At 75.9% G+C, this 12,310-nt stretch carries 10 protein-coding genes; 5 read left to right on the top strand and 5 right to left on the bottom strand.

Annotated features, from left to right (window positions below; all coding sequences use genetic code 11):
- Positions 1-61: 61 nt before the first annotated feature.
- Both RM555_RS01165 and RM555_RS01160 read right to left on the bottom strand, forming a co-directional pair.
- Positions 62-700, bottom strand: coding sequence for a GAP family protein (locus RM555_RS01165; RefSeq protein WP_311409986.1), 639 nt, complete (start codon positions 698-700; stop codon positions 62-64).
- Between the two features lie 91 nt (positions 701-791).
- Positions 792-2,186: an MFS transporter gene (locus tag RM555_RS01160; protein ID WP_311409985.1), complete on the bottom strand. Its 1,395-nt coding sequence runs from the start codon at positions 2,184-2,186 to the stop codon at positions 792-794.
- Positions 2,187-2,496: 310 nt separating this feature from the next.
- On the opposite strand from RM555_RS01160, the gene RM555_RS01155 reads away from it, so the two are divergent.
- Positions 2,497-6,927 (top strand): cation-translocating P-type ATPase, encoded by a 4,431-nt coding sequence (locus RM555_RS01155; RefSeq protein ID WP_311409984.1) that lies wholly within the window; start codon positions 2,497-2,499, stop codon positions 6,925-6,927.
- Between the two features lie 91 nt (positions 6,928-7,018).
- Positions 7,019-7,822, top strand: coding sequence for an MBL fold metallo-hydrolase (locus tag RM555_RS01150; protein WP_311409983.1), 804 nt, complete (start codon positions 7,019-7,021; stop codon positions 7,820-7,822).
- A 142-nt stretch (positions 7,823-7,964) separates the two neighbouring features.
- Here the strand turns inward: RM555_RS01150 and RM555_RS01145 are convergent, their stop codons facing one another.
- Positions 7,965-8,384: a CBS domain-containing protein gene (locus tag RM555_RS01145; protein WP_311409982.1), complete on the bottom strand. Its 420-nt coding sequence runs from the start codon at positions 8,382-8,384 to the stop codon at positions 7,965-7,967.
- Positions 8,385-8,506: 122 nt separating this feature from the next.
- Positions 8,507-9,493 carry an L-threonylcarbamoyladenylate synthase gene (locus tag RM555_RS01140; RefSeq protein ID WP_311409981.1) on the bottom strand — a complete coding sequence of 329 codons (987 nt, stop codon included), beginning with the start codon at positions 9,491-9,493 and terminating at the stop codon, positions 8,507-8,509.
- Positions 9,494-9,679: 186 nt separating this feature from the next.
- Between RM555_RS01140 and RM555_RS01135 the strand changes: the two genes are divergently transcribed.
- Genes RM555_RS01135 through RM555_RS01125 form a run of 3 tightly spaced genes read left to right on the top strand, consistent with a single transcriptional unit; the run spans position 9,680 to position 11,302 of the window.
- Complete coding sequence (locus tag RM555_RS01135) at positions 9,680-10,057, top strand: DapH/DapD/GlmU-related protein (protein ID WP_311409980.1); 378 nt, start codon at positions 9,680-9,682, stop codon at positions 10,055-10,057.
- Positions 9,939-10,667 carry an HAD family hydrolase gene (locus RM555_RS01130; protein WP_311410104.1) on the top strand — a complete coding sequence of 243 codons (729 nt, stop codon included), beginning with the start codon at positions 9,939-9,941 and terminating at the stop codon, positions 10,665-10,667. Before RM555_RS01135 ends, RM555_RS01130 begins: the two co-directional genes overlap by 119 nt.
- The gene (locus RM555_RS01125) at positions 10,664-11,302 is read left to right on the top strand and encodes an SAM-dependent methyltransferase (RefSeq protein ID WP_311409979.1); all 639 of its coding nucleotides are present in this window, start codon (positions 10,664-10,666) and stop codon (positions 11,300-11,302) included. The genes RM555_RS01130 and RM555_RS01125 overlap by 4 nt, the downstream gene beginning before the upstream one ends.
- Before the next feature lie 83 nt (positions 11,303-11,385).
- On the opposite strand, the gene RM555_RS01120 is transcribed toward RM555_RS01125, so the two are convergent.
- Complete coding sequence (locus RM555_RS01120; RefSeq protein ID WP_311409978.1) at positions 11,386-12,255, bottom strand: AraC family transcriptional regulator; 870 nt, start codon at positions 12,253-12,255, stop codon at positions 11,386-11,388.
- Positions 12,256-12,310: the final 55 nt, after the last annotated feature.

Genomic DNA, 12,310 nt, shown 5'->3' with positions numbered 1-12,310 from the left:
CGCCGCGCGACAGTGGTGATGACGACGCCCGGCCCACGCGTGTGACCGGCTGCGCAACGGCTCACCGCAGCAGGCCGGCAACCGTCAGGACCACGAAGAACCCGATGACGATCTCGCTGACCACCCAGGAGTGCCGCCCGGCCCAGTCCCGGATCCGGGGCAGCACCGCCTCGGCCCGGTGGCCGAGCAGCAGCAACGCCAGCAGCGGCAGGGCCAGCAGCGCCAGCGTGAGCAGGACGAACGGCAGCAGGTGCCACCAGGACAGGTCGTGCCGGGCGGCGCTCGCCCCGACGGTGAGCATGGTGAGGTCGTCCGTCGGCATGGCCAGGAAGAGCAGCACGCCGAGCCGCAGCGCGTACGCCGGGCTCGCCCGCTGGAGGCCGCTCATCCACTTCGGCGGGCCGGCGGTGTGCCGGCGTAGGAAGACGACCACCGCCAGGACGAGCAGCAACGCCAGTACGACCACGTCGATCCGGCTCTCCACCGCGCGCCGCCCGAGCCCGTCACCGACGTCGACCTTCACGGCCCGGGTGACCAGCCAGCTCGCCGTCACCCCGCCCGCCACCACGAGCCCCGCCCCGCCCAGGTAGCCCAGCGACGCGGCACGTGGCCGGTCCGCCGAGGCGAGGAAGACCGCCGCGACCAGCTGCGTCCCGGCGACCATCACCACGGCCATCGGCAGGATGGTCAGGAAGTTCATCGCCCGCCCATCCTCCCCGGCCGACGGCCGCCACCGGACCGGATCGGCACATCGCCGCCGCCCGTGCCGGAGTCGGGCACCCGGCGGGCGGTCAGCCGGCGCGGATCCCGGACGCGCCGGGCACCACCCGGCCGGCGAGCACGACGCCCAGCAGGGCCAGCCCGGAGGCCACCGCGAGCGTGCCGGCGTAGCTGGCCGGTCCCGGGGCGGCACCGGCCGCGAGCACCGCGCCGGTGAGCGCCAGCACGGTCGCCGCGAAGAGCGAGTCGCCCAGTTGCAGCGAGGAGCTGTTGCGGCCCTGCTCGCCGGGGGCGGACAGCTCCAGCGTGAGCACCGACAACGAGGGGTAGAGCAGCCCCATGCCGAGACCCGCGCCGGCCCAGCCCAGCACGCCGACCCAGACCGGCACCGCCGGCGCGACGGCGAGCGTGACCACGGCGGTACCGGCGGCGATGCAGGTCAGCCCCGCCCTCGGCAGGGTGGCCCGGGAGCGCGGCGGCGGCATCCGCCCCTGCAACCAGGAACCCGCCGACCAGGCGAGCGCGCCCGTGGTCAGGACCAGCCCGGCGGCGGTCGGCGACAGCCCGCGCTCCCGCGAGAGCATCAGCGGGATCACCACCTCCGCGCCCACGAACGCGGCCGAGGCGAGACCGCGCAGCCCGATCACCGTGGGCAGGCCCCGGCCGGCGCGCAGGAACCCGGCCGGCAGCAGCCGGGGCGCGCAGACCAGCAGCCCGATCAGCGCCAGGGCCACCAGCGCGACGGTGGCAGCGCCGCGCTGCTGCCCCCCGATGTGCAACAGTGCGGCGCTCACCCCCGCCCCGCAGGCCCAGCCGATCCGGGCCGCCGCGCCGGACGGCAACCCGGTCACCGGCGGCGCGCCGATCGCCCGCAGGCCGGGGTGGATCAGCAGCACCGCCGGCACCGCCACGACCGGCACCGCCAGGAAGACCCAGCGCCACCCGAGGTGTTCCACGATCAGGCCGGCCAGCGCCGGCCCGACCAGCGACGGTACGACCCACGCGGCGGCGAACGCCGCGAAGATCCGCCGGTGCAGCGCCTCCGGGTACGCCTGCCCGACGATCACGTAGAGCGCCACCGAGAGCAGGCCGGAGCCGAGGCCCTGCACGATCCGGCCGGCGACCAGGACGCCCATGGTGGTGGCGCCACCGGCGAGCACCAGCCCCAGCACGAACCAGCCGAGCCCGTGCCACATCGGCGCCCGGGGGCCCCGCGAGTCGCACCAGATGCCGGAGGCGACCATGGCGAGCACGCCGGCGGCGAACGGGCCCCCGAAGGCGATCCCGTAGAGGGCCAGCCCGTCGAGGCTGCGGGCGACGGTCGGCATGGCGGTGCCCACGGCCAGCGCCTCGAAGGCGAGCAGCGAGATCAACGCGACGCTGCCCACCGTCATCGCGCGCAGCCGGGGCGCGAGGAGCCCGGCCTCGTCGGCGACCGGGGCGGCGTGCGTCGCCGTTCCGGTCACCTCCGGTCCGCCGCGCCCGGCAGCCACAGCGGTCGGTGGCCGAGGCGGGCCCGTGGGCCCGACCGACCCGTCTCGCGGCGGAGCAGTTCGATCAGCATGCGACCAGCCTCGGACCTCAACCCGGCTTGAGGTCAAGGGTGACCCGACTCTCTCCGGCCCATCCGGGGAACTTCCGCTGCTCGGAGTGCATAACGGACGATCAGCCGGGAAGCCAGGCCGCCGGAGCTTCGGGCGTGGGAGGCGAGATGGCGTACGGCGGGAGCAGCGGCAGCGAGGGGCCTGACCGGCGCCTGTCCGGTCGTACGCCTCGATGATCTCACTGGCCCGCACCGCTGGCCGGCTCCTTCCGCCGGTGACGGTGCCGCCGGTCGTCGGCGAGGCGTCCCGGAACGTCGGTGCCGTCGCGGCCCGGCTGGCGCGGGCGGCCGGGCTGGGCCGGCGTCGGGTCTGGTCCCGCCCCGGGCGGCACCACATCGAGGTGCTCGGGGTCTGCCAGGACGGCGGCGACGTCCTCGCGCGTCAGGTCGAGGCGGCGCTGGAGCGGATGCCCGGCGTGGAGTGGGCGCGGGTCAACGCCCCGTCCGGCCGGGTGGTCGTCGCCGTCGGTACGCCGGAGCCCGCCCTGCGGGACCTCATCGCGACCGTCGCCCGCACCGAACACACCTGCCCGCACGAGCCGGACCCGGAGATCCCACCGCCGCACCCGCCCGAGGAGGGGCCGCGCACGCCGCGCACCCTGGGCGCGCTGGCCTCCGACGCCCTGGGCCTGACCCTCTCCGCCGCCACGCGGATCCTGCCGTTCACGCCGGTGCCCGGGGAGGTCGCCGGGCTGCTCGGCGCGGTCGACCTGCACCCGAGGCTGCACGCGCTGGCGGACCGGGGGCTGCGCGCCGACCCCCGGGCCGAACTGCTGTTCCCGCTCGCCGAGGCGGTGGTGCAGGGCCTCACGGGTAGCTGGACCGGGCTCGTGCTCGACGGCGCGCACCGGGTGGTGCAGTGGGGCGAGGCCCGCGCCCAGCTCCGCGCGTGGGCACAGGCCGAACCTCGGCTGACCGGGCATCCGGAGCGGGCCGCCGCCTCCGTGCCGAAGATCGAGCGCCCCCGGCCGAAGCCGGACGGCCCCGTCGAGAGGTACGTGTCCCGGACACTCGACGCGGGCGCCGTGGCGGCTGCCGCCGCGACGCCGGTCGTGGGTGGAAAGCGGGCCGCCGCGCTGGGCCTCGCCACGCTCCCCAAGGCTCCTGGCAGCGGACGCGAGGGTTATGCCGCGCAGCTCGGCCTGATCCTCGCCCGGCGCGGGGTGATCGCGATGGACCGCAGCGTGCTGCGCGAACTCGACCGGATCGACACCCTGGTGCTGGACGCCGCCGTGCTCGGCTCCGACCGCGGTGTGCTGGCCGACCTGGCGCCACTGGCCGGTGTGGACACGGGGCGGGTGGCGGCACGCGCGTTCGCCCTCTTCGACCCCGCCGCGCCCCGGGAGCTGCGGCACGCCGACGGCTGGCGGCTCGGACCGCTGGACGCGCTGGACGTCGAGGACCCGGGCGACACCGACGACAGCCGTCGGCTGCGCGACGCGGGCGCCCCCGTGCTCGGCCTGGCCGACGGCGACACCCTCGCCGCCGTACTGCGGGTCGAGCCGGAGCCGGCGCCGGGCGTCGACGCGCTGCCGGCCGCCGCCCGCCAGGCGGGCCTGCGGCTGGTCGTGGCCGGCGACGACGAGCGGCGGTACGACTTCGCCGACGCCCACCTGCCCGGCCGCGACCGGCTGGTCGAGTCGGTGCGGGAACTGCAACGCGACGGGGCGACGGTGATGGTGGTCTCCGGCGACCGGGCCGCGCTCGGCGCCGCCGACTGCGGGCTGGGGATCTCCGCCCCCGAGGACCTGCCGCCGTGGGGCGCGCACCTGCTGGTCGGCGCCGACCTGCGGGTGGCGGCGCTGGTGATCGAGGCGGCGGGGGTGGCCCGCCGGATGGCCCGGCAGAACATCGGCCTGGCCATGGCCGGCACCGGCCTCGGCGCGCTGGGGGCGCTCACCGCCTCGCGCGCACAGCTGCCCGGCCGCGCCGTCACCGCCGTGAACGGGGCGGCGGCGCTGGCCTTCGCGCACGGCGTCCTGCGGGCGCACCGGCTGCCCGGCCCGGCGGACTCCCCGACGCCGGCCGTCACCGCGTGGCACCTGATGCCCTCCTCGACCGTGCTCGACCAGCTCGACACCGGCCCGGACGGGCTCGCCACCGACGAGGCCGAGCGCCGCCGGGGCGACCGGGACGCCCGGCCCTCGGGGCCGACGGGGTTGCTGCGCGCCTTCGTCGACGAGCTGGCCAACCCGCTCACCCCGGTGCTGGCCGCCGGGGCGGTGCTCTCGGCCACCTTCGGCTCGCCCGTCGATGCCGCCCTGGTCGGCGGCGTGGTCGGCGGGTCGGCGCTGCTCGGGGCGGTGCACCAGCACAACACCGAGCGGTCGCTGGCCGAACTGCTGTCCCGTTCGGCGGTGACCGCCCGGGTACGCCGCGACGGCGCGGAGCGGATCCTGCCGGCCGAGGACCTGGTGCCGGGGGACGTCGTCCTCCTCGAATCGGGCGACGCCGTCCCGGCCGACTGCCGGGTGCTGGAGTCGGCCGGGCTGGAGATGGACGAGTCCTCGCTCACCGGCGAGTCGCTGCCGGTCGGCAAGACCGACCAGCCGGTGGTCGCCGCCGCCGTCGCCGACCGGCGGTCGATGCTCTACGAGGGCACCAGCGTCGCCGCCGGCCACGGGACGGCGGTGGTGGTCGCGACGGGCGCGGGCACCGAGGCGGGGCGGAGCCTGGCGATGGCCCGGCAGGCCCCGCCGTCGAGCGGCGTGGAGGCACGGCTGGGCCGGTTGACCCGGGCGGCGATCCCGCTGGCCGCCGGCTCGGCGGTGGCGGTGGCCGGCGCGGGCCTGCTTCGGGGCGTACCCCTGGCCCAGACCGCCGCGACCGCCGCGAACCTGGCCGTCGCGTCCGTGCCGGAAGGGCTGCCCTTCCTGGTGAGCGCCGCCCAGCTCGCCGCCGCGCGGCGGCTGGCGGAGCATGGCGCGCTGGTCCGCAACCCGCGCACCATCGAGACGCTCGGGCGGGTGGACGTGCTCTGCTTCGACAAGACCGGCACCCTCACGGAGGGGCAGCTGATGCTCGCCGGGGTCGGCGACGACGGCCGGTACGCACCGGTCGACCGCCTCGACGACGGCCTGCTGCGCACCCTCTCGGCCGCGCTGCGCGCCACCCCGGGCGCCGACGACCCCCACCACCTGGCCCAGCAGACCGACCGGGCGGTCCGGTCCGGCGCGCAGGCCGCCGGGGTGACCGAGCAGACCGGCGCCCAGGGATGGGAGCCGGTGGGTGGGCTGCCGTTCGAGCCGTCCCGTGGCTACCACGCCACCGTCGGCCGGACCGGGGACCGGCTGCTGCTCAGCGTGAAGGGGGCGCCGGAGTCGGTGCTGCCCCGGTGCTCGGACTGGCGTACGCCGGGGGGACGCCACGAGCCGCTCGACGACGAGGGGCGCGCCGGGCTGCACGCCATGCTCGCCGACCGGGCGGGGGCGGGGCACCGGATCCTCGCCGTGGCCGAATGCCGGGTCTCCTCGCCCGGCGTCACCGACGATCAGGTGCACGACCTGACCTTCGTCGGCTTCCTGGCCCTCGCCGACGGGGTACGCGAGAGCGCCGCGCCCGCCGTGCGCCGGATCCGTCAGGCCGGCGTGCACACCATCATGATCACCGGTGACCATCCGGCGACCGCCGAGGCGATCGCGGCCACCATCAGCGACCACGAGGACCAGCGGGTCGTCACCGCGACGGAACTCGACCAGCTCGACGACGAGGCCCTCGCCGCGCGGCTCGCCGCCACGGACGTGGTGGCCCGGTGCACCCCGGCGCACAAGGTCCGGATCATCCAGGCATTGCAGAAGTGCGGGCGTACGGTCGCGATGACCGGCGACGGCGCCAACGACGCGCCGGCGATCCGGCTGGCCGACGTGGGCATCGCCCTCGGCCAGCGGGGCACCCCGGCGGCCCGGGCGGCGGCCGACCTGGTGGTCACCGACGACCGGCTGGAGACCATCATCGCCACCCTGGTCGAGGGCCGGGCGATGTGGTCCTCGGTACGCCACGCGCTCAGCATCCTGGTCGGCGGGAACCTCGGCGAGATCGCGTTCAGCGTGCTGACCGCCGCCGCGACCGGCCGCTCGGCGCTCACCGGCCGGCAACTGCTCCTGGTCAACCTGCTCACCGACCTGGCGCCGGCGTTGGCGATCGCGATCCGGCCACCCGACGCGGACCACGCGGACGGCCTGCTCCGGGAGGGCCCCGACACCTCGCTGGGCGAGACGATGACCCGGGAGATCGGGCTGCGCGCCGCCGCCACGACGCTGGGCGCCACCGCCGGCTGGACGTTGGCCCGCTACACCGGGCGGCGCAGGCGGGCGGGCACCGTCGCACTGGTCTCGCTGGTCGGCACCCAGCTCGGCCAGACGGTGCTGGCCGGCGGCACCAGCCCGGCCGTACTGGCCTCCACCGCCGCGTCGCTCGGGGCGCTGGTGGTGGTCGTCCAGACGCCGGGGGTCAGCCACTTCTTCGGCTGCACGCCGCTCGGCCCGGTCGGCTGGACCATCGCGACGGGCTCCGCGCTCGGTGCCACCTTCGCCAACGGCGCGCTCACCCGCCTCGTGGAGCGCCTGCCCGGCTCCGGGTCCGGCGCGGCCGACGAACCGGCGTGACCGGGCCCGGTATCCGCAGTCGACCAGCACGCCGTGACGCCGGCCGGAATGAGCCCGCCGATCACGGGTAGGGCTACCGGTGGAGGTGCACATGTCGACGACCCAGCCCGAGGTCACGTTCATCGGCACCGCCACCACGGTGCTGCGGATCGGCGGGTTCACCCTGCTCACCGACCCGAACTTCCTGCATCGGGGCCAACGCGCGTACCTGGGCAAGGGGCTCTGGTCGCGGCGGCGCACCGACCCCGCGCTGCGGATCGCCCAACTGCCGTCGCTGGACGCGGTCATCCTCTCCCACCTGCACGGCGACCACTTCGACCGCGTGGCCCGCCGGGAACTCGACCGGGAGTTGCCCATCGTCACCACTCCCGCGGCCGAGCGGAAGCTGCGCCGCTGGGGCTTCCGGGCCGCCGAGGGGCTGCCCACCTGGAACTCCCGGGAGCTGCGCCGCGACGGCGAGACCCTGCGGCTGACCTCGATGCCGGGAAGGCACGGGCCGGGCGCGCTGGACCTGCTGATGCCCGACGTGATGGGCACGATGATCGACCTGGAACGCGACGGCAGCCGCCGGTTCCGCCTCTACGTCACCGGCGACACGCTCAACCGGCCGATGCTGGCCGCCATCCCCGAGCGGTATCCGGACATCGACGCGATGCTGATCCACCTCGGCGGCACCCGGATCGCCGGCATCCTGCTCACCATGGACGCGCGGCAGGGCGCCGACCTTGTCGAGCTGGTCCGGCCGAAGCTCACCGTGCCGATCCACTACGACGACTACCCGGTGTTCCGCTCGCCGCTGGGCCACTTCGTGGCGGAGGCCCGACGGCGCGGCCTCGCCGGAACCGTCCGCACCATCGCCCGCGGCGAGACCGTCCCACTGACCCCGCCGGACTGAGCCGCCGGCCTCCTGCCCATCCGACCCACCCGGTCCCGCCGGGGCCGCCTCCCGCCCGCCCGTCCGGCGGCCGGTGCCCCGCGTACGCCGATCGCCGCCTCCCGGCCGGGGCCGGAGGGCGGCGATCGGTCGTGACGTGCGGTCAGGCGCGCTCGGAGATGGCCTCGATGAGGTCGCCCACCGGGCGCTCGGGCAGGGAGCGGGCCACGTCGGCGACGGCCACGATGCCGACGAGCTCGTGCCCGTCGATCACCGGCAGCCGGCGTACCTTGTGCTGGCTCATGGTCCGCAGGATCTCCGCCGCGTCGTCGTCGGCGCCGATCGTCACCGCCTCGCCCTGGGCGAGTTCACCGGCGGTGACGCGGCCCGGGTCGCGGCCCTCGGCGAGGACCTTCACCACGATGTCGCGGTCGGTCAGCATTCCCTTGAGCCGGTTGTCGGCCCCGCAGATCGGCAGCGAGCCGACGCCCAGCTGGGCCATCTGCTTGGCGGCCGTCTTGAGGTCGTCCTGCTCACGGATGCAGGTCACGTCGTTCGTCATGATCTCGCGTGCGGTCGGCATTGGCTGACACCTCACTTCCAGGGGGTCGTTGCCGTTTCTCCTACCCCCGTCCTCCCGGCCCATGCGCCCAGGAGGAACCGCCGGCACCGACAGCCGACGTCGGGCGGCGTCCCGCGCCCGCCTCAGGCCGTCGGGTGCCAGGTGGCGGCGGCGCGGCGCAGCCGGTCGTTGACCGCGCGGCCGACGCCCACCTCCGGGACCGGCTCGACCAGGATCTCGCCGACCCCGGCGGCGTCCAGCTCGTGCAGCGCGTCGAACAGCCGCGCGGCGGCCTCGGTCAGGTCGCCGGCGGCGGAGAGCACCTCCACGGCCGCCCAGTCGCCCGCCGGCCGGTCCCGGAAGGCCAGGAAGCCGCGCCGGACCCCGTCGGCCGCCGCCGGCTCGCCGCCCGAGGCCAACCGCAGCGGCGTACGCGGGGCGTAGTGCGCCGCCAGCGTGCCGGGCGCGACGGGCTGCCCGGAACTGCCCGGGCGTACGGTCACCGGGCCGGCCGCCTCCTCCAGCGACTCCAGGGGCAGCGCGCCGAGGCGCAGCACCACCGGCCGCCCGCCCCGGGCGTCCACGATGGTCGACTCGATGCCGCACCGCGTCGGCCCACCGTCGAGCACCACGTCCACGGCGGCGCCCAGCCCTCGCACCACGTGCTCGGCCCGCGTCGGGCTGAGCTGGCCGAACCGGTTCGCGCTCGGCGCCGCCACCGGCACCCCGGCCTCGGCGATGAGCGCCCGCGCGTACGCGTTGTCCGGCACGCGGACCGCCATCGTCGGCAGCCCGGAGGTGACGATCGGCGGGATCGCCGCCGGCCGGTCCACGATCAGCGTGAGCGGCCCGGGCCAGAAGCGCCCGGCCAACGCCGTCACCGCCGCCGGCACCGCCCCGACCAGCTTCTCCAGCTCGGCCGCGTCCGCCAGGTGCGTGATCAGCGGGTCGAAGCTGGGCCGCGCCTTCGCCTCGAAGATCCGGGCCGCCGCCCGGGCGTCCAGCGCGTTCGCGCCGAGCCCGTAGACGGTCTCGGTGGGGAAGGCCACCAGCCCGCCGGTACGCAGGACGGAGGCCGCCTCGGCGATGCCGCTGTCGGCCGGGAGCACGCGTGGGGATCCGGTGGTCACGCCTCCGACGCTAACCTGCCGGGGCGGGCGGCTCGTGGGCGGCCGTGCGGAATCGCGCCGACCGCGCCCGCGCGTGCGCCGACAGGAGGGATCGTGGCGTGTCCAGCGACCGTCTGATGCGCATCCACAGCCCCGAGTTCCAGGCCATGGCCGAGCGGGTCCTGCGGGTCACCGAGCTCACCTCCCGTGCTGGTCGGACCGAAGGCCACCTTCATCACCGTCGGCCACCCGGTCGATCCGGAGGAGCGACGGGGCTGGCTCAGCGGAGGGCCCATCGACGTGGCGGAGAACGTGTGGATCGGCGCGGGTGCCACGATCCTTCCCGGCGTCAGCATCGGCCGTGACGCCGTTGTCGCCGCCGGCGCGGTCGTGGCCGAGGACGTACCGCCGGCCAGCCTGGTGCGCGAGGATGACGGGCATGCTTCGTACCCCTCGGGCTCTCCTGCTGGACTTCGGCGGCGTCCTGGCCGACGCGCCACCCCAACCGCCGGCCCCGCCGGGTCTGGTGCGGCGCCTCGCCGAACTCGTCGACGGCGCCGTACCGGACGAGCAGATCGCCCGTGACCTGGGCGAGGGCGCGCGGGCGTACGCGCTGTGGCGCGACGACGTGGGCAGGACGGGCGACCCCGTCGAGCTGCCGCACGCCCAGGTGTGGGCCGACTTCGTGACCCGGTCCTGGCCACGGGAGGCCCGCGCCGCCGTCGAACGGGAGGCGACGCCGCTGGCGTACGCCTGGACCTGGCGCCGGGAGTGGGCGGTGCGTCCCGGCATCGGCGAGGCCCTGCGGCACGCCGCCGACGCCGGCCTGCCCATGGCGGTCGTCAGCAACACGCTCTGCGGCGCCGCCCACCGGGACTTCCTGGCCGCCGCGGGGCTCTCCGGGCTGTTCGGAGCCGAGTTCTACAGCGACGAGGCCGGGCCCCGGAAGCCGAACCCGGAACTGGCGCTGCGCGCGGCCCGCGCCGTCGCGGTGCCGATCGGCGACTGCTGGTTCGTCGGCGACACCGTGCACCGCGACGTCGTGTGCGCCCGTCGCGCCGGCACGGGCGCCGCGATCCTCATGCGCTCGCCCCGCACCGACCGGGAACCGGCGCTCCCGGGAGTCGAACCGGACGCGCGGATCGAGGACGGCCACGGGCTCCTCGCGCTGCTGCGTGAGCACGCCCGCCCGTGACCGGCGGTACCGACTGGCAGGCGTGGCACGAGTCGTACGCCGACGTGGACTCCCCGCTGTCACGTCGGCTGCGGCTGGTGCAGCGGCACATCGCCTCGTGGCTCGACGAGCGCCCCGAGGAACGGCTCACGGTGGTCAGCGCCTGTGCGGGGCAGGGCCACGACCTCATCGGCGTCCTCGCCGCACGGCCCGACTCCCCGCGCGTGCACGTGACCCTGCTCGAGTACGACGCCGGCAACGTGGCCGCCGCGCGGGCCGCCGCCGACCGGGCCGGGCTCTCCCACCTCGTGATCAGGCAGGCGGACGCGGGCCAGCTCTCCTCCTACGCCGGGACGGTTCCGGCCGACCTGGTGCTCATGGTCGGAGTCTTCGGCAACATCCCGGACGCCGACGTGCGGCGGACCGTCGCCGCCCTGCCCCAGTTCTGCGCGGCGGGCGCCACCGTGATCTGGACCCGGGCGCGGCGGACCCCGGACCTCACGCCGGCCGTACGGGGGTGGTTTCGCGACGCCGGCTTCGTGGAGGAGGCGTTCCACGCTCCGGCCGGCGTGCGGTTCTCCGTCGGCGTCCACCGGTTCCAGGGCACACCGCGACCTCTGGACGCCACGGGGACGCTCTTCACGTTCCTGCACTGACCGCTGATGCTGCTGCGAGCATCAGGTGGTGCTGCGGGGCCCGGGAGACCGACCGGACCGTGCCCCGCAGCCCCGAGGTTCCGTCACGTCGGCTCGACGGGTAGCCACAGCTCGCAGGTCGCGGTGCTGAAGTCGTCCGCACGCTCGAGGATCGCCACCATCGAGGGACCCGGCCGCAGACGCCACGGATTGGCGGGGAACCACTCGGTCGCGGTTGCGGCCCAGGTGTCCTGCAGTGCCTGCGGGTGGGGCCCGGCGGTGCGGAAGACCGCCCACCTGCCGGCCGGCACCTCGATGGCGTCCAGGTCCTCGGGGATCGGCGTGTCCCGGGACACCGCGACCCCGTGCAGGTAGGTCAGCTCGCTGCCCTCGGTGCCGTCGGGATCGAGGTCGTCGCAGACCTGTAGCAGCCCTCCCGGGTCGGTGTCGCTGAGGGCCTTCAGCCGGGGATGCTCCTGCGGCGGGAGCGCGGTGATGTGCTGCTGGATGTGCGGGTTGACGCCCTGGTGGATGAGTGGGACCCGGGCCGCGTGTCCGACGAGCCGGAACGCGGGGCGGTCCACGATGCGGGTGTCCATGGGGAGGCTCCCTTCGACGGTCAGGCGGAACCTGACCTGCGGTTGCGTGCGAAGGGGACCTCCGTCGCGACGGACGTCACCGGGGTTGGCGCCGTGGACCGCCCGGAACGCACGTCCGAACGCCTCCGTCGAGCCGTATCCGTGCCGGACGGCGATGCTCAGCAGATCGTCCTCACCCCGCACGACGTCGGCGGCGGCGACGGTCATGCGGCGCCGGCGCACGTACTCCGACAACGGCATGCCGGCCAACGACGAGAACATCCGGCGCAGGTGGTACTCGGTGGTGCCGAGCGCCCTGGCCGGTCCGCTGACGTCGAACTCCTCGGTGAGGTGCTCCTCCACGAGGTCGACGAGCCGGTTGAGTGCCGCGATCACGAGGCCTCCCTTCGACGACGATCCTGGTCGAAGGATCCCGGCCGTGCCCGATCGT

Source organism: Micromonospora reichwaldensis, from assembly GCF_031845925.1.
GTDB classification, from domain to species: domain Bacteria; phylum Actinomycetota; class Actinomycetes; order Mycobacteriales; family Micromonosporaceae; genus Micromonospora; species Micromonospora reichwaldensis.
This window is presented reverse-complemented; position numbering and strand designations above follow the sequence as displayed.